The sequence below is a fragment of the Sphingomonas sp. genome (assembly GCF_024508665.1).
In the GTDB taxonomy this organism is placed as follows: Bacteria; Pseudomonadota; Alphaproteobacteria; order Sphingomonadales; family Sphingomonadaceae; genus Sphingomonas.
In genome coordinates this window covers 452,894-477,004 of sequence record NZ_JANINP010000002.1, presented here as the reverse complement: position 1 = coordinate 477,004, position 24,111 = coordinate 452,894, and the positions used below count along the sequence as shown (strand labels likewise).

Annotated in this window: 22 protein-coding genes; 6 read left to right on the top strand and 16 right to left on the bottom strand. The window is 66.4% G+C overall.

The features are described from left to right. Positions 1–141: 141 nt before the first annotated feature. The 6 genes from Q0L25_RS04970 to ptsP all read right to left on the bottom strand — a co-directional run bounded on the left by Q0L25_RS04970 (position 142) and on the right by ptsP (position 8,335). Positions 142–468 carry a hypothetical protein gene (locus Q0L25_RS04970; RefSeq protein WP_296612087.1) on the bottom strand — a complete coding sequence of 109 codons (327 nt, stop codon included), beginning with the start codon at positions 466–468 and terminating at the stop codon, positions 142–144. Between the two features lie 386 nt (positions 469–854). Then, positions 855–2,816 carry an ATP-dependent zinc metalloprotease FtsH gene (ftsH, locus tag Q0L25_RS04965; RefSeq protein WP_296612086.1) on the bottom strand — a complete coding sequence of 654 codons (1,962 nt, stop codon included), beginning with the start codon at positions 2,814–2,816 and terminating at the stop codon, positions 855–857. A gap of 69 nt (positions 2,817–2,885) precedes the next feature. Further along, positions 2,886–3,890, bottom strand: coding sequence for a tRNA lysidine(34) synthetase TilS (tilS, locus tag Q0L25_RS04960; protein WP_296612084.1), 1,005 nt, complete (start codon positions 3,888–3,890; stop codon positions 2,886–2,888). Beyond that, complete coding sequence (locus tag Q0L25_RS04955; RefSeq protein WP_296612083.1) at positions 3,865–4,827, bottom strand: hypothetical protein; 963 nt, start codon at positions 4,825–4,827, stop codon at positions 3,865–3,867. The genes tilS and Q0L25_RS04955 overlap by 26 nt, the downstream gene beginning before the upstream one ends. Before the next feature lie 121 nt (positions 4,828–4,948). Next, positions 4,949–5,944, bottom strand: a complete 996-nt coding sequence (locus Q0L25_RS04950; RefSeq protein WP_296612081.1) for a helix-turn-helix domain-containing protein — start codon at positions 5,942–5,944, stop codon at positions 4,949–4,951. A gap of 114 nt (positions 5,945–6,058) precedes the next feature. Continuing rightward, on the bottom strand, positions 6,059–8,335 hold the full coding sequence (gene ptsP / locus Q0L25_RS04945) for a phosphoenolpyruvate--protein phosphotransferase (RefSeq protein ID WP_296612079.1): 2,277 nt from the start codon (positions 8,333–8,335) through the stop codon (positions 6,059–6,061). Between the two features lie 251 nt (positions 8,336–8,586). On the opposite strand from ptsP, the gene Q0L25_RS04940 reads away from it, so the two are divergent. From Q0L25_RS04940 to xth, 3 genes are read left to right on the top strand one after another with little or no spacing between them, the layout of a single operon-like run. Next, entirely contained in the window at positions 8,587–9,840 is a 1,254-nt protein-coding gene (locus Q0L25_RS04940; RefSeq protein ID WP_296612078.1) for an NRAMP family divalent metal transporter, read from the top strand. 20 nt (positions 9,841–9,860) lie between these two features. Beyond that, positions 9,861–10,364, top strand: a complete 504-nt coding sequence (locus Q0L25_RS04935) for a DUF421 domain-containing protein (RefSeq protein ID WP_296612076.1) — start codon at positions 9,861–9,863, stop codon at positions 10,362–10,364. After that, on the top strand, positions 10,364–11,140 hold the full coding sequence (gene xth, locus Q0L25_RS04930; protein WP_296612075.1) for an exodeoxyribonuclease III: 777 nt from the start codon (positions 10,364–10,366) through the stop codon (positions 11,138–11,140). The genes Q0L25_RS04935 and xth overlap by 1 nt, the downstream gene beginning before the upstream one ends. 18 nt (positions 11,141–11,158) lie before the next feature. Here xth and Q0L25_RS04925 read toward each other — a convergent pair whose 3' ends face one another. From Q0L25_RS04925 to hrpB, 3 genes are read right to left on the bottom strand one after another with little or no spacing between them, the layout of a single operon-like run. Then, positions 11,159–11,560 carry a nuclear transport factor 2 family protein gene (locus Q0L25_RS04925; protein ID WP_296612073.1) on the bottom strand — a complete coding sequence of 134 codons (402 nt, stop codon included), beginning with the start codon at positions 11,558–11,560 and terminating at the stop codon, positions 11,159–11,161. Next, positions 11,557–11,838, bottom strand: coding sequence for an ETC complex I subunit (locus Q0L25_RS04920; RefSeq protein WP_296612072.1), 282 nt, complete (start codon positions 11,836–11,838; stop codon positions 11,557–11,559). Before Q0L25_RS04920 ends, Q0L25_RS04925 begins: the two co-directional genes overlap by 4 nt. 10 nt (positions 11,839–11,848) lie before the next feature. Next, positions 11,849–14,401: an ATP-dependent helicase HrpB gene (gene hrpB, locus Q0L25_RS04915; RefSeq protein ID WP_296612070.1), complete on the bottom strand. Its 2,553-nt coding sequence runs from the start codon at positions 14,399–14,401 to the stop codon at positions 11,849–11,851. An 89-nt stretch (positions 14,402–14,490) separates the two neighbouring features. On the opposite strand from hrpB, the gene Q0L25_RS04910 reads away from it, so the two are divergent. Further along, the gene (locus tag Q0L25_RS04910) at positions 14,491–15,504 is read left to right on the top strand and encodes a cation diffusion facilitator family transporter (protein WP_296612068.1); all 1,014 of its coding nucleotides are present in this window, start codon (positions 14,491–14,493) and stop codon (positions 15,502–15,504) included. 233 nt (positions 15,505–15,737) lie between these two features. Here Q0L25_RS04910 and Q0L25_RS04905 read toward each other — a convergent pair whose 3' ends face one another. Further along, complete coding sequence (locus Q0L25_RS04905; RefSeq protein WP_296612066.1) at positions 15,738–16,010, bottom strand: hypothetical protein; 273 nt, start codon at positions 16,008–16,010, stop codon at positions 15,738–15,740. Between the two features lie 501 nt (positions 16,011–16,511). Between Q0L25_RS04905 and Q0L25_RS04900 the strand changes: the two genes are divergently transcribed. Beyond that, positions 16,512–16,703, top strand: a complete 192-nt coding sequence (locus tag Q0L25_RS04900) for a hypothetical protein (RefSeq protein ID WP_296612065.1) — start codon at positions 16,512–16,514, stop codon at positions 16,701–16,703. 35 nt (positions 16,704–16,738) lie between these two features. Here the strand turns inward: Q0L25_RS04900 and Q0L25_RS04895 are convergent, their stop codons facing one another. After that, positions 16,739–17,755 (bottom strand): polyprenyl synthetase family protein, encoded by a 1,017-nt coding sequence (locus Q0L25_RS04895; protein WP_296612063.1) that lies wholly within the window; start codon positions 17,753–17,755, stop codon positions 16,739–16,741. Positions 17,756–17,857: 102 nt separating this feature from the next. Between Q0L25_RS04895 and Q0L25_RS04890 the strand changes: the two genes are divergently transcribed. Further along, the gene (locus tag Q0L25_RS04890; protein WP_296612062.1) at positions 17,858–18,142 is read left to right on the top strand and encodes a chorismate mutase; all 285 of its coding nucleotides are present in this window, start codon (positions 17,858–17,860) and stop codon (positions 18,140–18,142) included. Positions 18,143–18,366: 224 nt separating this feature from the next. Here the strand turns inward: Q0L25_RS04890 and Q0L25_RS04885 are convergent, their stop codons facing one another. The 5 genes from Q0L25_RS04885 to Q0L25_RS04865 all read right to left on the bottom strand — a co-directional run bounded on the left by Q0L25_RS04885 (position 18,367) and on the right by Q0L25_RS04865 (position 24,035). After that, a complete protein-coding gene (locus Q0L25_RS04885) occupies positions 18,367–19,374 on the bottom strand; it encodes an aldo/keto reductase (protein WP_296612060.1) in 1,008 nt (335 codons plus the stop codon). Beyond that, a complete protein-coding gene (locus tag Q0L25_RS04880) occupies positions 19,371–20,714 on the bottom strand; it encodes an MFS transporter (protein ID WP_296612057.1) in 1,344 nt (447 codons plus the stop codon). The genes Q0L25_RS04885 and Q0L25_RS04880 overlap by 4 nt, the downstream gene beginning before the upstream one ends. A gap of 125 nt (positions 20,715–20,839) precedes the next feature. Continuing rightward, positions 20,840–21,232, bottom strand: coding sequence for an OB-fold domain-containing protein (locus Q0L25_RS04875; protein ID WP_296612056.1), 393 nt, complete (start codon positions 21,230–21,232; stop codon positions 20,840–20,842). After that, complete coding sequence (locus Q0L25_RS04870) at positions 21,232–22,386, bottom strand: thiolase domain-containing protein (RefSeq protein ID WP_296612054.1); 1,155 nt, start codon at positions 22,384–22,386, stop codon at positions 21,232–21,234. Before Q0L25_RS04870 ends, Q0L25_RS04875 begins: the two co-directional genes overlap by 1 nt. Next, complete coding sequence (locus tag Q0L25_RS04865) at positions 22,383–24,035, bottom strand: AMP-binding protein (protein WP_296612052.1); 1,653 nt, start codon at positions 24,033–24,035, stop codon at positions 22,383–22,385. The genes Q0L25_RS04870 and Q0L25_RS04865 overlap by 4 nt, the downstream gene beginning before the upstream one ends. Positions 24,036–24,111 lie beyond the last annotated feature (76 nt).

The following is a 24,111-nucleotide window of genomic DNA, read 5'->3' as shown; positions in this document are numbered from 1 at the left end:
ATGGCCGACACTCTGCGGCAGCGGCACGAGGGTCAGCGTTCAGCGAACGCAGCCGATCGCTGAACGACCGACGATGGGGCGCGAAGCAGTCAATCAAATCCGGATCGGCGACAATGGCCGCTCCCGACCCATTTGCGGATGCTAGACACTGCTCCGCATCGCGTCGAAATCAGGCATCTCGCCGACCGTCACAACCGGTAGATCGCCGGCGGCTGCTAAGATCGCGGGGTCGTCTTCTATCCAATGGGCGAAGCCATCACCCGTCCACAAGTATGCGTTGCCGCCTTGCGCGAACAATGACGAAACAAACTGCTCTGCGATAGCGCGACCCCACTGCATTGCCTCCTTCTCTGAGACGCTGGCGATCCAGACACCGGCGCTGTCCTCGTCGTCCCAGCCATGCTTAGCGTTTCTCTCAGCTTGGCCGGGAGTTTCATAGCCAAACCGGAAAAGACGCTTTGTCAGCATTTCGCCACGGTATCGCCGACACTCGCGGGGTCAATGGCAGCTAACCACCCAGTAGCCGACGTTAATCGCAAGCCTGAACGAATGGCCGGTTTCGGGACCGGCGGCCAGGCCGTCCAACGACCGCCTTTAGCGCGCTTACCTGCCGTTGAGGGCACCGCGGATTGCACGCAGCTGTGCAATTACGTTGGCTGCACTGCTGGATCACCAAGGCCCCAGCCAACGTCTGGTCCGCCTAGCGATCCTCCGACGTGCAGCTCAAGAAGTCATATCCCATATGGATCCGTACTACGACAGCCGGCAAGTTGCGATATCGAGTTCGCAAACAAAAAAAAAGCCCTCCCCGCTCGCGCGGGAAGGGCCTCTCGCATCACTACAATCGCTGAACCTTACGCCCCAGCCGGAGCCGGATTCCCGAACGGTCCCGACGGTCGCCGCGTCTTCGGGATCGACGTCCCGCTGCTCGGCAGGGTCGAGGTCGTAGCACCCGCGTCGGGCCGGTTGATGTCCTCGCCCGCGGCGATCGCCTTGATCTCGTCGCCGGTCAGCGTTTCGTATTCGAGCAGCGCGCCCGCCACGCGGTGGAGCTGGTCGATATTCTCGCTCAGCACCTGGGTCGCGCGCTTGTGGCCGCCGTCGATCAGCGCCTTGATCTCGCTGTCGATCATCAGCGCGGTCTCGTTCGACATATTGTGCCGCTGGGTCTGCGAATAGCCCAGGAACGTCTCGCCCTGCTCTTCCTCGTACTCGAGCGGGCCGAGCTTGTCGGACATGCCCCAGCGCATCACCATCGCGCGGGCGAGCTTGGTCGCCTGCTTGATGTCGCCGCTCGCGCCCGACGAGACCTTGTCGTAGCCGAAGATGATCTCCTCGGCCGCGCGCCCGCCCATCACGGTGGCGAGGTCGGCGTACATCTTGTCGCGATGATAGGAGTAATTGTCGCGCTCCGGCATCGACACGACCATGCCCAGTGCACCGCCGCGCGGAATGATCGTCGCCTTGTGGATCGGATCCGACGCCGGCTCATGGATGCGGACCAGCGCATGCCCCGCCTCATGATAGGCGGTCATCTTCTTTTCCTCGGGCGTCATGACGAGCGATTTCCACTCGGTGCCCATGATCACGCGGTCCTTGGCGAGCTCGAACTGCGCCATCGCGACCAAGCGCTTGCCCAATCGCGCCGCCATCAAAGCGGCTTCGTTGACCAGGTTGGCGAGGTCGGCGCCCGACATGCCCGGCGTGCCGCGCGCGAGCGTGCGCGCATCGACGTCGGGGGCCAGCGGCACCTTCTTCATATGGACCTGGAGGATCTGCACGCGCCCCTCGATATCGGGCAGCGGCACCGTCACGCGGCGGTCGAACCGGCCCGGGCGCAGCAGCGCGGGGTCGAGCACGTCCGGCCGGTTGGTCGCGGCGATGATGATGATGCCTTCGTTCGCCTCGAACCCGTCCATCTCGACCAGCAGCTGGTTGAGCGTCTGTTCGCGTTCGTCGTTACCATTGCCCAGGCCGGCGCCGCGATGGCGGCCGACCGCGTCGATTTCGTCGATGAAGACGATGCACGGCGCCGATTTCTTGGCCTGTTCGAACATGTCGCGCACGCGGCTGGCGCCGACGCCGACGAACATCTCGACGAAGTCCGAGCCGGAGATGGTGAAGAACGGCACGCCCGCCTCGCCCGCGATCGCGCGCGCCAGCAGCGTCTTGCCGGTGCCGGGCGATCCGACCAGCAACGCGCCCTTGGGGATCTTGCCGCCCAGGCGGGCGAACTTGGTCGGGTCCTTCAGGAACTCGACGATCTCCTGTAATTCCTCGCGCGCCTCATCGATGCCGGCGACGTCGTCGAACGTCACCTTGCCCTGTTTCTCGGTCAGCATGCGGGCACGGCTCTTGCCGAAGCCCATCGCGCCGGAGCCCGACGATTTCTGCATCTGGCGGATGACGAAGAACGCGATCGCCAGCATCAGCACGAACGGCAGCGACTGGACGAGCAGATATTGCCAGATCGAGGGCGTTTCCTCGGGCTTGGCGACGACCTCGACATTGTTGTCGATCAGGCGCTGGACCAATTGCGGATCGGGCACGCCGGCATTGGTGGTGAAGGTCGAATTGTCCTTCATCGTGCCCTTGATCGCGGTGCCGGCGATCTCGACCTTCTTGACCGATCCGTCCTTCACCTTGGCGACGAAGCCCGAATAGGACAATTGCTGGCCCGCCGGGGTCGTCGCGCGGTCGCCGAGCATGGCCACCAGCACCGCCAGCGCAACCGCGATACCCACCCAGAGCAACAGGTTCCGGGCCCAGTTGTTGCCGCCGCCGTCCTGGCCGGGCTGCTTGTCGTTGTCGTTCATCGTCGCGAGATACCTTTCGTGCCCTTAAAGATAAGGCACCAAGCCTTAATGGCAATGGAACAACGTCGATCAGAGCAATCGACGCGGCGGAGCCTTGCGAAAGCGCCACGCCGCGGGCGACAGCGCCACCGCCGTCACATCGCCCAGCATCGCAGTGTCGCCCGATTCCAGCGCCTTGACCATCCGTACCAATGCGGAGCCGCGGATTTCCGCGCTGGCGTCCATTTGGCGGACGCATTGCTCGACCAGCCGGCGGACCAGCTCGAACGGCAAGCCGCTGGGGTCGAGCGTCAGCGAATCACCGTCGGCCGCGATACGATCCGTCCCAAGCTGACGCACCATCCAGGCGATTGCGTCCTCGGCATCGGCCAAGGCGGCGGCGCTCGCCGCGACTCGCAAGGGGTCGATCCAGTCGATGGCGGCGAGTTGCTTGCGCAGCCGCGCGCGGTCGAACCGGTCGCTGACATTGCTCGGATCCTCGACCGCGACGATCCCCGCCGCCGCGACGATCGCGCCCAGCTCGGTGCGACGCCAGCCGAGCAGCGGCCGGATCACGCGTCCGCCCATCCTCTGACCACTCGCGCGTACCCCTGCCAGCCCGCCGACCCCGGCGCCGCGGTTGAGCCGCATGATCAGCGTCTCGACCTGGTCGTCGGCATGGTGCGCGGTGGCGATATGGGTGGCTCCGACCGCGTCGGCATGGGCCTGGAGCAATTCGTAGCGCAGCGCCCGCGCCCTCGCCGACAGATTGGCCGTGTGCCCCGCCCGCTCGGGCAGGGGACCGCTGAGCACGGCATGGTCGATGCCGCGCGCCGCACAGAGATCGGCGACCCACGCCGCCTCGTCCGCCGCTTCGGGGCGCAATCCATGATCGACCGTCGCCGCCACGCAGCGATCGCCGAGCAAGGCGTGAGTCAACAACAGCAGCGCCAGGCTGTCGGGCCCGCCCGATACCGCGACCAGCACGCGGTCGCGCGCCGGGTCGCACAGCGCCGACAGATCGGCGGCGAACCGCGCGAGCGTCGCCGGGTCGATCGCGCGCGTCAGCTCAGGCGGCGCATCGGTTGGCGGCACGGCCCTTTTCCGCATCGGCCTTTTGCGCGGCGGTCAGCTTGGAGCCATAGACGTCGTTCAGCTCGGTATAGACGCGGCAGATGTCGGTCCGCGGCTTCTTGAGCACGGTCAGCGCCTTGGCCAGGTTGAGCAGGCTGTCGGCGGCGCGCTCGCCATCGGGCAGCTTGGAATAATTCTCGTAATAGATTTGCGCGGCCAGATTGGGCTTGTTGTCGTCCATATAGATCGTGCCGAGCAGGTTTTGCGCGCGGCTGACCAGGCGATGACCGGCATATTTGGTCCCAAAACCCTGCAATTGCGCCTCGGCCTCGGGATAGAATTGCGCCTGCCACAAGCGATAGGCGTAATTATAGGCGTACATTGCCTTGTCGACCGCGTCCTTGCCGGCGGGCTTGGGCACGGCGGCGACCGCCTTGGCGCGATCGGGGTCGCCGGCGGCAGGGGCGGGCTTGGGCGCGGAGCCGGCCGAGGGCTTAGGGCCCGACTTGACCGGAGCCGGCGCCGGGCCGTCGGCGACCGCGGCGGAATCGGCATCGCCGGCCGGGGCCGCGCCGCGATCCTCCAGCGCCTTCAGCCGCGCATCGGTCGCGCGCTTGTACGCGGCGAAATCGGCTTCGAGCTGCTGCATTTTGTGCTCGTCCGTCTCCAGCCGCCCGGTGAAGCTCGACAATTCGGATTCGACCGAGGTCAGGCGCTGTTCGAGATCGGCGAGCGGCGCGCTGGCGGGGGTGCCCGGGGCGGTGACCGGCTGGTTGTCGGGACCGATTTCGGGCTGGATCAGCGGCCCGGACGTGCGCGACACGACGCGTTCGACCGTGTTCATCCGCTTTTCCAGCTGGCCCAGCCGCGCATCGACCGACCGGTCCTGCGCGTGCGCCGGTGCCGCGATCGCCAGTCCGGCCGCCGCGATCATGACCGTCGTCAACAAACTACGCATACTTGTCCCCAGAATGACCCGCTATGGTTAACCTAACGCGGAACGCGCGCCCGCGCCACTATATGTGGTTGGCGTCATTGCCCGATTTGACTCCCCGCACGCGGGGTTTCGCCCCTCCGGCCTAAGGCGCCGATGTTGGTGCCGCGGCGGGCAAGGATACCGGGTCCGGCGTCGCCACCGGGCGCGGCGTCGCCGACGCGGTCGGCTTGTCGCTCGGCTTGCGGAAGAAGTCGGGCACGTCGTTCGCTCCGGGGCGCTTGGTCGATGTCGCGCTCGGTGTCGAAGCAGCGGCGGGCGGAGTCGGCGCAGCCGCAGAAGCGGCCGGAGCGGCGGCAGTCCCGCGCGCCTGCAGCGCCGCGGCACTGATCGGCATGTCCTTGATCGGGCGCTTGCCGTCACCCAGCGCGGGCACGGCCGATCCGTTGATCGTCACCTGCAATTTGTCGGGCCGGCCGATATTGATCATCGGATTGGCGGCGTCGGTCGGCACCGAATATTGCTCGCCCGGCTGCATCGTCTTCTGGATAAGCGTCTTGCCCGTCGCGTCATAGACGCGCAGCCAGACCGCATCGGTCGCGGTCAGCACGACCTGGCCGCCGGCGACCGGCGCCGGAGTCGCCTCGGGTGCGGCGGCGATGCTGGGCGACGGCTCGGGCGTGGCGAGCGGCACGGGTTCCTCGCCGGTGCCGCGCAGCCACGTCGTTCCGTACCAGATGCCGACGCCGACCAGCAGCAGCAGGGCGATGATTGCGGCGATGCCGGCGATTCCGCTCGACGGCACGCGGCGCGGGTCGGTCGGCTCATATTCCTCGAACCGGGTCGTCGGCGACAGCGGCATCTGCGGACTCTGGCGCAATTCGGCGGCGATCGCGCGATCGTCGAGCCCGACGGCACGGGCATAGGTCTTGGTGAAACCGATGGCGTAAGCCGGCGAGGCCATACCCTCCATCCGGTTGTTCTCGATCGCCTCCAGATGGCGCATCGGCACGCGCGTCCGGCTGGCGATGTCGGCCAGGGTCAGTCCCTGTGCCTCGCGCGCCTCGCGCAGCTTGTCACCTACGGTCTTGGGGAATAGCGACGCCTGATCGGGAGCGCCCGCCGCTTCGTCCTCGTCCATCACCTTCTCCGGCGGGTAGGGGTTTGCGACCTGGGGATGGCCACCCGCCGGTACCGGCTGTCGGCCAAAGCGGGTAAGACTGTCAACGGCGCGTTAGCGCGTTTCGCCCCCGGCTCAGGCCAATTCGACATGGTTTTCGGCCGCCCAGCCGGCCAACGCGGCGCGCAGGCCGCGCGGCGGCCTGGCCAGCAACTCGTCCATGAAGCGCATCGCCTTGCCACGATCGAGGCTGCGCACCATCGCCTTGATCGGCCCGACCGCCGCCGGGGTGATCGACAGCCGCTCGATGCCCAGCGCGATCAAGGCCATCGCCTCGAGCGGCCGCCCGCCCATCTCGCCGCACACGGTCAGTGCTACGCCCGCTTCGTTGCACGGCGTCACCACGCGCCTCAGGAAGCGCAGGATCGACGGCGACAGCCAATCGTAACGCTCGGCGAGCTTGGGATTGGCGCGATCGGCGGCGAACAGGAACTGGGTCAGGTCGTTGGTGCCGACCGACAGGAACTGGATGTTGGGCAGCAACAAATCGAGCTGCTCGGCCAGCGCGGGCACTTCGAGCATTGCGCCATAGCGGATCTCGGTCGGCAGCCTTTTGCCGCGCTTGCCCAGCCATTCGCGCTGCGCCTCGAACAAGGCCTTGGCCTCGTCCAGCTCCCACGCTTCGCTGACCATCGGGAACATCACGTTGAGCGTACGGCCGGCCGCCGCCTCGATCAGCGCGCGCGCCTGCGCCTTCATCAACCCGCCGCGTTCGAGCGCGAGCCGAAGCGCGCGCCAGCCCATCGCCGGATTCTCCTCATCCTCGTCATGATGGTTGAGATAGGGCAGGGCCTTGTCGCCGCCGATATCGACCGTGCGGAACACCACCGGCTTGTCGCCCGCCGCGTCGAGCACGTCCTTGTACAGGCGCAATTGCCGTTCGCGCTGCGGCAGGGTCGCCGAGACCAGGAACTGGAATTCGGTGCGGAACAGGCCGATCCCGTCGGCGCCGGTCACGTCGAGCGCGGCGACATCGTCGCGCAGCCCGGCATTGACCATCACCGTCAGGCGGTCGCCGTCGAGTGTGACGGGCGCTTCCGACTTCAGCGCAGCGAACGCCGCGCGCCGCTTCTGGCGGACGAGCAATTTGGCGTCGAACGCCTCTTCCATCGCGGCGGACGGCCGGACCAGCACCGACCCGGCCTCGGTCACGTCGAGCAGCAACAGGTCGCCGTCGGCAATCGTCTGGCGGACGCCGCGCACGCGCCCGAGCACCGGCACGCCCATCGCGCGCGCGACGATCGTCACATGCGCGGTCAGCGAGCCTTCTTCGAGCACAACACCTTTCAGCCGTCGCCGGTCATATTCGAGCAATTCGGCCGGACCCAGATTGCGCGCGATCAGGATCGTGTCCTGCCTCAGGCCCAATTGCGCCGCGGTGCCCATCTGCCCCGACACGATGCGGAGCAGGCGGTTGGACAGATCCTCCAGGTCATGCATCCGGTCCTGGAGCAGGGGGTCGCCGATCTGGCGCATGCGCATCCGCGTGCGTTGCTGGACGCGCTCGATCGCCGCCTCGGCGGTCAGTCCGGAATCGATCGCCTCGTTGATCCGCCGCGACCAGCCTTCGTCATAGGCGAACATCTTGTAGGTCTCGAGGACCTCTTCATGCTCGCCGTCCAGACCGAATTCGGCCTGCTGCGCCATGCGGTCGATCTGCTCGCGCATCTTGTCGAAGGCGGCATAGACGCGGTGACGCTCGGCCTCGATATCCTCGGCGACTGTATGTTCGATGGTGATGCGCGGCTGGTGATAGACGGCATGGCCGATCGCCATCCCCTCGACCAGCTTGAGGCCCTCCAGCCGCGTCGCCGCCGTCGATTGCGGGCGCGTCGCACCGTCCCCGCGCTGGTCGATCAGCCCGGCATTGGCGATCAGCTCGCTGAGCACCATCGCCACCGTCTGCAGCGCCTCGATCTCGACATCGTCATATTTGCGCGGTTCGGCATGCTGCACCGCCAGCACGCCCACCGCGCGTTCGCGGCGAATGATCGGCACGCCGGCGAAGCTGTGGAATTCGTCCTCTCCGGTTTCGGGGCGATAGGCGAAATCGGGATGCGACGCCGCCTCGTCCAGGTTCAGCGTCTCGACATTCTTGGCGATCGTGCCGACCAGGCCTTCGCCCAGCGCCAGCTTGGTCACGTGCACCGCCGCCTGGTCGAGCCCGCGCGTTGCATAGAGTTCGAGCAGCCCCTCGCGCAGCAGGTAGATCGAGCAGACCTCGCTATCCAGCGCCTCGCCGATGATCCGCGCGACCGCGTCGAGTTTCGCCTGCGCGGATGATCGCGCCGCCATCACGTCGTGCAGGCGGACCAGGATTTCTCGTGCGGAGGCAGCGGCGGTGAGCGGCATGGCGAAGCGCTAGCAGGTTGGCGGGGGCGGCGCCATGACTCGACATTCGAAGAATTTGTACGGCCCAGCCAAGTACAAGACCAGTCATGCCGTGCCTCGTCCCGCTCTGTGCGCTGCGGCAAGCATCGCAGTGCCGGATTTCCCGGGTCGACCGCCACCATTGCGAAACCCGCGGACGTCGATCGATCGCCGCGGTGGAACCGGATGCGCCCGTCAAATGCTGTACCGCTAATATAAATCAGGGGAACGGCATGGCGCTCAAGAAATTCTTCGAAAAACTCGGTCCGGGACTGGTCACCGGCGCGGCCGATGACGATCCAAGCGGCATCGCCACCTATTCGCAAGCCGGCGCCGCCTTCGGACCGGTGCTGTTGTGGACGATGGTGCTGACCTATCCGTTGATGAGCGCGGTGCAATTGATCAGCGCGCGTATCGGTCGGGTGACGGGACGCGGGCTCGCCTGGAATCTGCGCCGCGTGATGCCGCGATGGGTCGTCATGATCCTGGTCGGGCTGCTGTTCGTGGCCAATACGATCAATATCGGCGCCGATCTCGCCGCGATGGGCGATGCCGCCCAATTGGTCGCCGGCGGCGGCGGCCATTTCTTCACGATCGGCTTCGCGATCGTGTCGCTGCTGCTTCAGCTCTTCATTCCCTACCGCAAATATTCGTCCTTCCTGAAATGGCTGACGATGGTGCTGCTCGCCTATGTGGCGCTCATCTTCATCGTGAAGGTCGATTGGGCCGCGGCGCTGCACGGCATGGTCGTCCCGACCATCCCTGGAACAGCGGCGATCACCATGATCGTCGCCATCTTCGGCACGACGATCAGCCCCTATCTCTTCTTTTGGCAAGCATCGCAGGAAGTCGAGGAGATCGACGTCGTCGATGAGCGCGAGCCGCTCAAAAAGTCCCCGGAGCAGGCCGCGGACGCCGAAATCCGCATGCGCTACGACACGTTCGCCGGGATGGCGATTTCGAATCTCGTCGCCATCGCCATCATTCTGGGCACCGCGGCCACGCTCCATGCCTCGGGCAAGACCGACATCCAGACCGCGGCCGACGCGGCCAAGGCGCTCGAGCCGATCGCCGGTCACTTCGCCTTTGCGCTGTTCAGCCTCGGCATCATCGGCACGGGCATGCTCGCGGTGCCGGTGCTCGCCGGATCCGCCGCTTATGCGATCGGCGAGACCGCCGGCTCCGAAACGGGTCTCGAGCTCCGGCCGCACCAGGCCAAATTATTCTATGCCGTGATCGGCGTCGCGATGGCACTGGGCGTCGGCATCGACTGGTCGCCGATCAGCCCGATCAAGGCGCTGTTCTGGAGCGCGGTGATCAATGGCGTCGTTGCCGTGCCGATCCTGATCGGAACGATGCTGGTCGTCTCCCGACGGTCGACCATGGGCGACTTTACGGCATCCAGAACGTTGAAGCTGTTCGGCTGGGCGAGCACCGCCGTGATGGCGGCGGCGGTCATCGGAATGGTGGTCCTGCCGTCCAGCTAGGTAAAGCTAGGGAGGCAACAGTGACGTCTTGGTTGACCGCGTTGATCGGACCCGATGACGGCAGCGGCTCGACATGGCAGTTTTGCACCCGCGCGCTCTTGCTGCTGCCCTACGGCATCCTCTGTATCCGTATTGCCGGCCGGCGGACCTTCTCGAACCTCACACCGCTCGATATCTTCGTGGCGATCGTGGTGGGATCGAACATCAGCCGCGCGATGACCGGCAAGGCGCCGTTCGTGCCGACCCTGGCCGCGACGTTGCTGCTCGTCGTGCTGCATCGCCTGCTGGCCATGGCGACGGTGCACTCGAACCTGCTGGCTCGCTTCATCAAGGGACGTCCGGTCGCATTGGTTCGCGACGGCAAGATCGATCGCGCGGCGTTGCACTGGAATCATCTCAGCGAGGATGACCTGATCGAGGGGCTGCGGATGGAACAGACGGCGCGAGTGGAAGACGTGGAACTCGCGACCTTCGAACGTGGCGGCAAGATAAGCGTGGTGCCGAAGTCGAAGGCGGACGCTTGATGCGGATCGCGACCTACAATGTGAATGGGGTCAATGGGCGCCTCCCCGTCCTCCTGCGCTGGCTGTCCGAGGACCGGCCGGACGTGGTTTGCCTTCAGGAATTGAAGGCGCCGGACGACCGCTTCCCGGAAGCGGCGCTGAAGGACTTGGGTTACAATGCCATCTGGCACGGCCAGAAAAGCTGGAACGGCGTCGCGATCCTCAGCCGGATAGGCGAGATCCACGAAACCCGGCGCGGATTGCCCGGCGACCGCACGGACGACCAGAGCCGCTATCTCGAAGCTGCGATCAACGGCATCGTCATCGCGTGCCTCTATCTGCCCAACGGCAATCCGCGGCCCGGACCCAAATTCGATTTCAAGCTGCGCTGGTTCGAGCGGCTCGCCCGGCATGCCCAGTCCCTGCGCGATGCGGGCGTGCCGGTGGTGGTTGCCGGCGACTTCAACGTCATGCCGACCGAACTCGACGTCTACAAACCCGAACGATGGCTGGACGACGCGTTGTTCGCGCCCGAGGTCAGGCAGGCTTATGCAGCTCTGCTGGAACAGGGCTGGACCGACGCGTTGCGGTCACGCCATCCCGGCGAGCACATCTATACCTTTTGGAAATATTTCCGCAGTGCGTTCGAACGGGATGCCGGCCTGCGGATCGATCACATCCTGCTCAGTCCCGACCTGGCGCCGCGGCTGGTCGATGCGCGCGTCGAGAAGCGCGTGCGGGCCTGGGAGAAGACGAGCGACCATGCGCCCGTCTGGATCGAGCTCGGGGACCGATGAACGGATAATGCCGCGGGGTCAGGCCTTCGGCTTGGGCTTGGCGGCGGTCTTCTTCACCGGCGCCCGGCGCTTGGGCGCGGCGAACGTCGCGCTGTCCCAATAGCCGCGCTGGAGCGCGATACGGCCGTCGATCACGTGGAAGAACCCGCAGCCGAGCCGGTCCTGCGGATCCTTCCATTCCAGGATCGCCCATTCGCCGTCCTCGAACAGGTTGACCGGCAGGCATTCCATTTGAGTGCCTGCGAATTCCTTCACGAACATCGCGTGGATCGCGTCGCGACCCTTGACCGGATGCAGGGCGACCTGATGATTGGTGGCGTCGTCATGATAGAGCGCGGCGAGCGCATCGGGGTCGGCGGCATTGAAGGCCGCGATCCAGCGCCGCACCACGCCCCTGGGCGTAGCAATGGGAAGGCTCATCGGAAGTTGTCGGCGTAGCTCTGAAGCTTGAGCGTGCGCGTCGGCGCCGGCACTACGTGGAAGGCGAGCCCGACCTTTTCGGCATAGGCCTGCGCGGCCTCGGCGGTGGGAAAGGTCAGCCGGACCTGCTCGCGCGTGTCGCCCGATCCGGCCCAGCCGGTGAGCGGATCGGGGCGCTTGGCCTCGGCAGGCTCGAATTCGAGAATCCAGCGATCGGTCCGGTAACGTCCGGACTGCATCGCGTTCTTGGGACGCTGATAGATACGGGCGGTAGGCATGGCGTTTCCCTTATCCTGACTTTCCGAACCTTGCATCGGCTTTTTTGGTTCTCAGCGTCGGGTTGGCGGCGGCCGGATCGTCGGGCCAGGGATGTTTGGGATAGCGCCCGCGCATTTCCTTGGCGACCGCGGCCCAACTCCCCGCCCAGAAACCGGGCAGATCGCGCGTCGTCTGGATCGGGCGTCCGGCCGGCGACGTCAGGCTGAGCACCAGCGGCACGCCATTGGCCACGATCGGGTGCGTGGCGAGCCCGAACAAGGCCTGGGGGCGAAGCTCGACGGTCGGGCCGGCCTCGGCGGCATAATCGATCGCATGGCTCGATCCCGCAGGCGTTTCGAGCCGCGCGGGCGCGATACGATCGAGCGCGCGCATCGCGTCCCAGCCGGCGAGATTGCGTAACGCCTCGGCAAGATCGGCGTCGCCCAGTTGCGACAGGCGGCGCTTGCCGTCGAGCAAGGGGGCAAGCCAGTCGTCGAGACGGGCGGCGAGCATTTCGTCGTCCAGCGCCCCGTCCCAGCCGTGCCCGGCCGCGAACGCCGCGCGCTCGCGAAGCGCGGTCGATGCCTCGCCCCAGGGCAGCAGGTGCAGACCATGCTCGCGGACCCCCTCGACCAGGGCGGCGGCGACCGCGGCCGGATCGGCATTGCTATCCGGTCCGCGCGACAAAGCGATCGCGCCCAGCCGGCGCTCGCGCACTGCCTCGACGCCGCCGGTGGCGGGATCGAACGCGAGGGTGCGGCGTGTTTCAATCTTGTCCGCGAATAAGGTTTCGACCGTCGCCTGATCGATCGCCGCCGCCGACAGAATGCGCGCCCCGGCGGCGACCCCTTGCGTCTCGGCGACGGCGAGCCATTGCGCGGTGGCGAGCGGATCGGTCGCATCGAGCTTGAACCCGCGCCCGCCGATCGAGGCCCAGCGCTCGCCCGAGGCATCGCGCCGACGCGAGACGCGGTCGGGAAAGGCGAGGGCGATGGCTACAGCAACTCCCCTTCCTTCCAGGGAGGGGCCGGGGGTGGGTGGCGTCCGGGCGGGACGCGGTGCTGAAACTTGGGGGGCGTGTGTCGGGATACGTCCACCCACCCCTAACCCCTCCCTGGAAGGGAGGGGAATGGAGTTGGCCCACCGTTCGGCCAACTTACGCGCACTCTCCGCACGCCGCCCTCGCTCCGTTCGGAACCTGCGGGCTCGCGTTTCGAGATCGGTCCCCGGGCCACCTAGCCCGCGTTCTCCCAGCAGGACCGCAATCTCCGCCGCTTCGTTCGCCAGCCCCATCTCCCCCGCGCGTACCAGCATGTGCGCTAACCGCGGCGGCATCGGCAGTTTGGCGATCGCGCGACCATGCGCCGTAGGCCGGCCATCGCTATCGAGCGCCTCGAGTATGGCGAGGCGAGCGCGCCCTTCCGCCACCGCCGCTTCGGGCGGCGGGTCGAGCCAGGCCAGGGCGCGCGGATCGGCGACTCCCCAGATCGCGCAATCGAGCACCAGACCCGACAGGTCGGCTTCGAGGATTTCGGGCGGGTCGAACCGCGGCAGCCCGGCGGTCGCCGCTTCTTCCCACAAGCGATAGGCAACGCCGGGCCCCTGCCGCGCGGCGCGGCCGGTGCGCTGGGTCGCGGCGGCCTGGCTGGCGCGTTCGGTGACCAGTCGCGTCATCCCCGCGGCGCGATCGTAGCGCGGGCGGCGGGCGAGTCCGGAATCGACCACCACGCGGATGCCGTCGAGCGTGAGGCTGGTCTCGGCGATGCTCGTCGCCAGCACGAGCTTGCGCATCCCGTCGGGCTCGGCGGCGATCGCGGCGCGCTGGTCGGCCGGCGCGATCGTGCCGTGGAGGCGGTGGAGGCGCACACCGGGCAAGTCGCCGAGCCGATCGGCGGTGCGCTCGATCTCGGCGACGCCGGGAAGGAAGGCGAGCACGCCGCCTTGCTCCTCGCGCAGCGCCAGCCGGATCGCGGCGGCGACCTCATCCTCGATCCGCGCCTCGCCGCGCCGGCCGAGATAGTGCAGGTCGAGCGGATGGCTGCGTCCTTCGCTCTCGATCACCGGCGCGTCGCCGAGCAGCTTCGCGAAGCGCGCGCCGTCGAGCGTCGCCGACATGGCGACGAGCCGGAGGTCGGGGCGTAGCGCACTTTGCGCGTCGAGTGCCAAGGCGAGGCCGAAATCGCTGTCGAGATTGCGTTCGTGGACCTCGTCGAACAGCACGGCCGAGATGCCGGCGAGCTCGGGGTCCGCCTGAATCCGCGCGACGAAGATGCCCTCGGTGACCACCGTCACGCGCGTCGCGGCCGAGCGCCTGCTGTCCATCCGCGTCGCATAACCGAACGTCTTGCCGACCGGCTCGCCCGCCAGCGCCGCCATCCGCTCGGCCGCCGCGCGTGCCGCGATACGTCGGGGGCTGAGCAGCAGGATCTCCCCGCTGCACCAACTCTGGCCGAGCAAGGCGGGCGCGACCGCGGTCGTCTTGCCCGCGCCGGGCGGTGCGACGAGCACGGCATTGGCGCTGGATTCAAGCGCGGCGAGCAGCTGCGGGAGAACCGTTTCGACAGGAAGCTTTATGGGCTGCATCGGCAATCGTGACGCTGTGGCAGAAACTTTCCGGCGATGACAGTCCGGCGTCCTAGTATCTCCTGCCCATGGGATGCTAGGCAGCCATCATGCACGGGCCGCACGACCATAATCACGCTCACGGCGATGACCACGACCATAAGCACGACCATGGTCATAAGCACGGCCATGGCCATAAGCATGGTCATGGTCATGGTCATGGTCATGGTCATGGTCATGGTCACGGCCATGGCGGCCATAGTCACGGGCCGCTGACCTTCGATCGCGCCTTCGCGATCGGCATCACGCTCAACATTCTCTTCGTCGTCGTCGAATTCGGCCTGGGTTTCATTGCCCATTCGGTCGCGCTGATGGCGGATGCCGGGCATAATCTGTCCGACGTGTTCGGGCTATGCGTCGCCTGGGGCGGCGCCACCCTGGCGCGGCGCGGTCCGTCGAAGCGCTTCACCTACGGGCTCAAGGCCTCGACCATCCTGGCCGCCTTGATCAACGCATTGCTGCTGCTGATGGCGATGGGCGCGATCGTGTTCGAGGCGGTAACGCGGATCGGCGATCCCGCTCCGGTCAAGGGCGCGGTGGTCGTTGTGGTCGCCGCTGCCGGCATCCTCGTCAATGCGGCCTCGGCCTGGCTGTTCGCGCGCGGGCAGAAATCGGACATCAACCTGCGCGGCGCCTATCTGCATATGGCAGCCGACGCTACGGTCTCGGCGGGGGTGATGCTGGCCGGCGTGGTGATCTGGTTCACCGGCCTGGAATGGATCGACCCGGTCGTATCGATCATCGTGTCGGCGATCATCTTCTGGCAAACCTGGGGCCTGCTGCGCGAAACGATCGAAATGTCGCTGAACGCCGTCCCGCGCGGGATCGACTATGACGAGGTCAAGGCCGCCCTGGCGGCAATGCCCGGCGTCAGCGCGACCCACGACCTCCATATCTGGCCGATGTCAACCACCGAGACGGTGCTGACCGCGCATCTGGTGATGACGGAAGAACGGGGGCCGGCATTCCTCGGGGACGCGGCGAAGATGCTCCATGATCGCTTCGGCATCGCGCACACCACGATCCAGATCGAGCACGGCGCCGATTGCGGGACCGATTGCTGATCCGAAGGCCGGCGTCGAAATCCCGAGTAGCGATCAGACTGGCTGCTTGATCGGAGTGCCTTTAGTCGAGGGATTGGAAGCGTTGACCTTGGGAGGCTCCGGCTTCTTGGGCTTGCGAATTTCCTTGTTGCTCTTGCGTTGGCCTTTAGCCACGTCATTTCCCCTCGAAGGGCTGCACAATACGATGCAGGATTGTCGATCGAACTGATCGGTCGGTGAGCGAACCGCAGGTCCTAGCGGACGACGCGTGCCCAATGCTGACGCGCGACGATACCGGTCAGGATCTTGTTGCCGAACGCGTGGCGCATCTTCACGGCGTCCTCGCCGTTCATCATCACCACCCGGGTGCCACCGTCGGGCAACGCTTCGATCGCGCTGATCTTGGTCTGGTTCTTGGTGCACAGCGCTTCTACCGCGGCGCGGTCGAGCGACACGTTGATCGCGCGGCCCGGTCCCGGATTGCTCCAGCTATCGTGGCCGTTCGTCGCGGGAATGGTCGGCATCATGGGCTTGTTCTCCTTGCAGTAGCGGGAGCACAACCACTCTCAGTCGCGCCGATGCTGATGGCGGGAAGCGCGATAGGGCCCATTAGACCGCATTTCAGGGAATAGCCATGTATTTCGGCACAACGGCGCGCGTGGCGGAATAGAAAAACCGAATTGATGCCGCATCGTCGGCAAACTGTGCTATCGGAAGTTATCACCAGATTGATTTCCCAGGCATCTTGTGACCGTTAGCGTTTCGCTTTCGCCTGCTGACGAGGTGCGTCTTTTGGATACCAATTACATTTTGCAACGCGAGCAGATCTCGCTGATGATGGCTCGCAAGGCGACTTGTTCCGCGGCGCGTCATGCTCATCGCCGGCTTGCGCGGGCTTATGGCGCCCTGCTCGCCGCCGGACCCTTCCCACACCGCAATTTCGACCTCGCACCGACAGACGATCTGGATCCGAGCGAGTCACCCGATCGTGGCCGTGCCGACGCGTGAGCGGTCGAGCCGGGGAGCAGTTGTCGACGGTTGAGCGCGCCTATGAGCTGGCGCGGTTCGGCGGTTGCTGCACGGTCGACGATATCCGGCGTATGTTGACGGCTGAGCGATATGCCTCGGTTCAAGCGCATCTCTCGGGACCGTCGATTCGGCGCGACCTGCTCGCCTTGTGCAAGGCGGTCAGGGCCGCGAGCGATCTCGATGCCGCCTGACCAAGCCCGGCCGCTTCGCGCGGACGAGCTTTCGTTTAATACGCCCGCGCCACCGCGAATTCGACCGCTTCGGTCATCGCGTCGCGCGCCTGACCCGGGGCAAAGCCGGCAATCGCATCGATCGCGCGCTGGCCGTAATGCCGTGCGCGCGCCAGCGTGTCGTCGATCGCGCGCGTGGTGCGGACCAGTTCGACCGCATGCGCGAAATCCTCGTCCGAAGCGCGATGACCCAGGATCGCGTCCTTCCAGAACTTCCGGTCCTGCTCATTGCCGCGCGCATAGGCCAGGATCACCGGCAGGGTGACCTTGCCTTCGCGGAAATCGTCGCCGGTATCCTTACCCATCGTGCCCGCGTCGGACACGTAGTCGATCGCATCGTCGACCAGCTGGAATGCGACGCCCAGATTGCGGCCGAACGCGTCGAGCGCCTGCTCCTCGCTCTCCGGCCGTTCGGCGACCACCGCGGCGATGCGGCAGGCGGCGGCGAACAGAGCGGCGGTCTTGGCGCCGATGATATCGAGATAGCGTTCCTCGCCCAAGTCGACGCGGCGCGCGGCGGTCAATTGGTCGACCTCGCCTTCCGCGATCACGGCGCTGGCGTTGCTCAGGATCTTGAGCACTTTCAGGCTGCCGTCCTCGACCATCAGTTCGAACGCGCGGCTGAACAGGAAATCGCCGACCAGGATGGACGCGGGGTTTCCCCAGATCAGATTCGCGGTGCGCTTGCCGCGGCGCAAGTCGCTGCCGTCGACGACATCGTCGTGGAGCAGGGTCGCGGTGTGGATGAACTCGACCGTCGCGGCCAGGCGGTGGTGGCGGTTGCCGGTATAGCCGAGCAGCCGCGCGCTCGCGAGCGTCAGCATCGGGCGCATGCGCTTGCCGCCGCCGGCGATCAGGTGACCGGCAAGCTCGGGAATCAGCGGGATGTCCGACTGCATGCGGTCGAGGATCACCGCGTTGACCAGGTTCATGTCCGATGCGACCAGCTGCATCATCGGCTCGAGGCTGGGCTGCGGCCGGGTCGGATCGAGGCGATGGATCGTTGCGCTCATCTTGGCGCGGCTCTGGCCGAGAGGGACGCGGAAGGCAAGCACGGGTTGCGCATCCCGCCCTGCATGCGCAGAAGGCCGCCACGAATCGAGGGGAGCCGCCAGATGAGCGACGACGTGCTGGACGCCTATCGCAGCAGCATCGACAATATCGATGCCGCGCTGATCCACATGCTCGCCGAACGATTCAAGGTGACCCAGGCGGTCGGCCGATACAAGGCGCAGGCGGGGCTGCCGCCGGCCGATCCCGGCCGCGAGGAACGCCAGATCGCCCGGTTGCGGCGGCTCGCCGAGGAAGCACGTCTCGATCCCGAATTCTCGGAGAAGTTCCTGCGCTTCATAATCGACGAAGTGATCCGCCATCACGAACGGCTGCGCGACGAAGCCTGAATCCCGGCGCGCAGCCGCAATCTAGCCCGAAACCGCGAAAAGGCGTATAAGCGTCTCGGCGCGACCCCATGCCGGAAACAGAGCAAAGGCGCGCCTGGGGAGAGGTGCGATGCATGGCTTCCACGCATCGGAAAGCCAGTGCAGCTATGGTCTGGCGATGCATCTGGTCAGCTTCGTGCTGGCCGGGGTTATTTTGGGTGTCGTGCTGCTGATCGGCTGATCGCTCAGGCGGCCAATTCCTCGCCGGGCAGAATCTCGGTATCGATCTGCGCCTGCATCGGCGCGAGATAGCGCGGGCCGCGGATCGTGCCGTCGAACACGGCGTCGACTGCCTTCACCAGATCGTCGGAAACGGTGACCGTCGCGGCACCGACATTCTCCTCGAGATGCACGGGACTGCGTGTGCCCGGAATGGCCACGATATGCGGCCCGCGCGCAAGCACCCAGCCGAGCGCGAGTTGCGCCGAGGTCATTCCGGCATCGGCAGCAAGCGCGTCGAACCGCGCGACGACTTCGAGATTGTGGCGAAGATTGTCGCCGACGAAGCGCGGCATGTGGAGACGGATATCGCCCGCCACATAATTGTCGTCGCGCACGCCCCGCGCCAGCATCCCGCGCGCTACCGGCGAGAAGGCGACGAAGCCGATGCCCAACTCGCGGCAGGTGTCGAGAACCGCGACCTCGGGATTGCGCACCATCGGCGAATATTCGCTCTGCACCGCGGCGATGGGATGCACCGCATGTGCGCGACGGATCGTCGCGCCACCCATCTCCGACAGGCCGATCGCGCCAATCTTGCCCGCTTCGACCGCGCGCTTGAGTTCGCCGACCGACTCCTCGATCGGCACCTTCTCGTCGAGCCGATGGAGGTAATAGAGATCGATATGGTCGGTCCCGAGCCGTTCCAAAGCGCCGTCGAGCGTGCGGCGAATCGATTCGGGACGGCCATCGAGCACGCGCTTGCCGTCGACCGCGTCGAGCACGCATTTCGATGCCAGCGTGAATTCGGCGCGGCGGTTCATCACCGCGCGCCCGACCAGCCGCTCGTTGGCGCCCATACCGTAAAGCGCCGCGGTATCGAGCAGGGTGACTCCGAGATCGAGCGCGCGGTTGAGCAATGCCGCGCCCTCTTCGTCGCTCGGCCGCGTGCCATAAGCGTGGCTGAGGTTCATGCAGCCGAGGCCGATCGCCGAGACTTGAAAGGGGCCAATCGGTCGGGTCGGGAGCGTCATGCCGATTCGCTTTCGGGGAGGAGAAGGTCGTCGGTCACTATCGCCGTGGCGACGCGCTGACGAGGCTCCCGCACGCGAAAGACGAGCAGCAGGATCGCGAGGCACAGGAAGCCGAACGACAGCCACAGGACCGGCGGGTAGCCGAGCTTCCACGCCATCAGCCCACCGAGCAGTGGCCCGATCGCCGAGATCGTGCCCTCGATCGTGGTCGAAAGCGCCAGTCGCATCGCGACATCGGCGCGCTCGCCGAATTCGAGTACCATCGTCTGCTGGCTCATCTGATAGCCGCAATTGCCGGCACCGAGGCAGCAGAAGGCGGCGAACACCGCCCAGGGGTGATGGACCGTCAGCAGCAAGGCGATGCCGCCCGCCCATAATGCGGCGGCAAGGGTGAAGGTGGAGCGATAGCCGGTGCGGTCGCCGAGATGCCCCCAGGCGAGGTTCGACACCGTATCGGCGCCGAGATAGGCGAGCGACAATTCGCCGATGACGATACCCGACAGGCCGAGCTGGCTGCCGGCATAAAGGATGTAGAAGGGCGCACCGATCCGGGCGCAGACGCAGCACGCCTCGGCCAGGATGAACCAGCGATAGCCGCGATCCTCGAGCAAGGTCGGGAAGGTCTTCACGCGATCGACGAAGCGCATCGGCGAGCGCACTACCGGCGGGATCGGCTCGACCATGCGCAGCTGCAGCACGGTAAGCCCCAGGCTGGTCAGCACGAAAGCGAGGAAGAACGTGGTGGCATAGCCATTGCCGAACACGTCGTTCTGGATCAGCCAGCGTCCCGCGACATAGGACAAGGCCGCCGCGATCAGCCCGCCGGTGATGTTGCGATAGGCCTGCAATCGCCCGCGCCGGTAGATAGGGATCACTTTCGCCATCAGCATCTGGAAGGCGACGCGTTGGGTGCCGTTGAACGCGCCCAAGAGGAAGAACAGCCCGAGCGTGACGAGCAGCAGTATCTCGCCGGTGAGGAACCAGCCGGCCAGCGCGAGGCCCAGGATCATCACCCGCATCATCGTGCCCGCGCGGATCGAATAGGGCAGGATGCGCTGCTTGGTCTCGAACCGCGACGCGGCGAAGATCGGCGAGATGATCGCGCCGAACTGGAGCAGTGACGTACCGAGCCCGACCAAGGCGTCCGAGCCGGTCAGGCGGTGGATATAGGTCGGGATGAAGGTCGGCGCGTAGATCAGCCGGAACCCGGTCATGCCGAGCATGCCGTGGATGAAATGCGCGGTGTAGTTGCGGCGAAGATTGGCTTCGACGAACGCGGCGTATTCGGCTTCGCGTTGGGCGAGGCTTTTGGCTTCCGTATCCTCCGCCCCAACCGTCATGCCGGGCTCGTCCCGGCATCTACCGGGCGGCATGCGCGAAGGCCCATGGGAGAAGACCGCGCCTGCGGCACGGTGGATCCCGGCACAAGGCCGGGATGACGGAGGAAAGTTGGTGACCGCACTAGTTAATCGGGCGCGAACATCGGGACGGGCGGACCACCTTCGGTCGGCGTGAACTGCACCCGCACGCGCTGGCCGATCTTCAGGCTATCATGATCCTCGGTAGCGATGTTGGTCAGCACCGCCGGTCCCTCGTCGAGCGTCACCCACGCCAGCGTGTACGGCGCGCCGGCCCCGCGCCGCATCGTCGACAGCGAATAGATCGCGCCCTTGCCGGCACTTTCGACCCAGCGGCTCTCGGCAAGACAGAACGGACACAGCGCGCGCGGATAATAATGCGGCTGGCCGCAGGCGTCGCACTGGCCGATCAGCAATTTCCCCTCGGCGGCGGCATCGAAGAAGCGCTGGTTCTCGACATTGGGCTGCGGGGCCGGGATCTTGCGAGGTTCTGCACTCATCATTGCCGCTCCAGGATCAGGGTGGCGGCACCATGGCGCGCGCCGAGCGCGCCGCCGATGCCGGTGGCGACCGCGAGGCCGCAATCGGGCACTTGCACCGCGGGATGCGCCTCGCCGCGCAATTGCCGGACCGCCTCGATCACCTTGGTGATGCCGCCGCGATTGGTCGGATGGTTGTTGCACAGGCCGCCGCCGTCGGTGTTGAACGGCAGCTTGCCCGATCCCGAGATGAGGTTGCCATCGGCGACGAAGCGGCCGCCTTCGCCTTTCTTGCAGAAGCCGAGATCCTCGAGCTGGATCAGCACGGTGATCGTGAAGCTGTCATAGATCGAGGCATATTGGATGTCGGCCGGGGTCGCGCCCGCTTCGGCGAACGCCGCCGGCCCCGACACCGCCGCCGCCGACGTCGTGAGATCCAGGTTCATGCCGCCGCGCGGCCCCTCCACATGCTCGCCCGCGCCGCGCACCGCGACGAGCGGGCGCTTGAGCGACTTCGCCACTTCCGGCGACACGACCAGCAGGGCGCCGCCGCCGTCCGACACCACGCAGCAGTCGAGTCGATGCAGCGGGTCGGAAATCATCGGCGAGTTGATCACATCCTCGACCGTGACGACGTCGCGTAGCATGGCGTGCGGATTGTATTGGGCATGATGCGACGCCGCGACCTTGATCCAGGCAAGCTGCTCGGATGTGGTGCCATATTCATACATGTGCCGGGCGGCACACATGCCATAGCTATTGTGCGTCGATTGCCCGACCCAGCCCTCGAACGCTGCCTCGGGCGCATTGCCCATCTGGCGTGCGAACGGCTCCGAGCGCGGCCGGCCGGCGAGCGTGATCAGCGCGACCGAACATTTGCCGGCGGCGATCGCCTGGGCGGCGTGGCTGACGTGCAGGATGTAGGACGAGCCGCCGGTCTCGGTCGAATCGATGTGGCGGACGTTGAGGCCGAGATAATCGACCATCGACATGCCGCCAAAGCCCGGAGCGTCGCCCGCGCAGAAATAACCGTCGACATCCTTCAGGCTCAGCCCGGCATCGGCGAGCGCCCCGGCGGCGCATTCGGCGTGGAGCTGCGGCGTCGATTTGTCGGGCGCGAGCCGGGTGGGATGTTCGTACGCGCCCGAAATATAGGCCTTGTTCCTGATACTCACGCCGCCCCCTGTCTTTCGTCCGATGGCGCGCCAAATGTCGCCAGCGCCCGGTCCTTGACCGCCTTGTAATCGAGTTTGCCGTTCGGCGCCCGGGCGACACTGTCGACCACCAGCACGTGGCGCGGCGCCTTGTAGACCGCCAGCTGCCCCTTCACATGGTCGCGCAATTCGGCCTCGTCCGCCGCCGCTCCCGGATGCGGCTCGACCAATGCGACGATGCGCTCGCCGAAACGCGGGTCGGGTACGCCCGTCACGGCAGCGTCCCGGACCGTGGGATGACGCTTGAGCGCCTCCTCGACTTCCTCCGGAAACACCTTCTCGCCGCCGGTATTGATGCATTGCGAGCCGCGACCGAGGATGCGGACAATGCCGTCGGCATCGACCGTCGCCCAGTCGCCCGGCATCGACCAGCGTCTGCCTTCATAGGTCGGAAAGGTCGACGCGGTCTTGGCCGGGTCCTTGTAGTAACCGAGCGGGATATGCCCGCCGACCGCGAGGCGGCCGCTTTCGCCCGAGCCCGGCTCGACCCGCCGACCGTCTTCGGTGAAGATCGCGCAATCGGGGCCGAGCGCGAAGCTCGCGGTGGCGGTCTCCCCGCTGGCATTGGTGGTCGAGATGCCCATGCCGAACGCCTCGGACGACGAATAGGAATCCATCAGATGGACCTGCGGCATGTGACGGATCAGGCCGAGCTTGTTCTCGCGGTTCCACATCGCGCCCGACGATCCGATCACGAATACCGAGGAGAGGTTCCAGCGCCCGGGATTGGCATCGAGCGCTTCGAGCAACGGTTGCGCGAAGGGCTGGCCGACGATCGTGATCCGCGTCGCGCGCCAGTGTTCGACCGCGTCCCACATCGCCTCGGGATCGAACTTGCCATGCGGCAGCAGGATCACGGTGCCGCCAAAGCCGAGCGCGCCGAACGCGGCGATCAGTCCGGTCGCGTGCATCAGCGGCGGCGCGATCAGCGAGCGCGGCTTGATCGGAGTGGCGCGCGCACGCGGCCCGGCATCCTCGGGCGTATCGAGCGGTGGGATGCCGAGCAAGGGATTGGCGCCGTACCCGCCTTTGGCGAACAGGTCGCCTTGCTGCCACATCACCGCCTTGGGCATGCCGGTGGTGCCGCCGGTGAAGATCAGCAGCAGATCCTCGTCATGGCGCCCCCAGGGTGCGAAGACCGGGCGATCGTCAGGGACGGCATCGGCGAGCGTCGCGAAATCGTGCGCCCAATCGGGCACCGCCTCACCGACCGGCGCGACTGCGATCCAGCTCTTCACACCCGGCATCTGCCGGCGCACCCGGTCGAGGAGTGGCGCGAACCCGGCTTCGAATATCACGGCCTCGGCATCGCCATTGTCGAGCAGGTAGCGGACTTCTTCCGGCCCGTAGCGGTAGTTGACGTTGAACGGCGCCAGCCCCGCCTTGAATGCGGCGAAACAGGCGATGAGATATTCGGGGCAATTGGTCGTGTAGATCGCGACCTTGGCCTGATGTCCCAGCCCGGCGGCAAGGAAGTGCGCGGCAAGCGCGTCGGCGGCGGCATCGAAGTCGGCGAAGCTGACGGCGCGGTCGCCCTGGACGATCGCGGGTTCGTCGGGAATCGCCGCGGCAACCGATTCCCAGACATTGGCATAGCCCCAGGCGCTCATCGCTCGGAACCTCGGGTACGGAAGGCTGGCATCCGACTCTCCCAGTTGCCGCGCGATTCTTTTGCTGACGCTACGG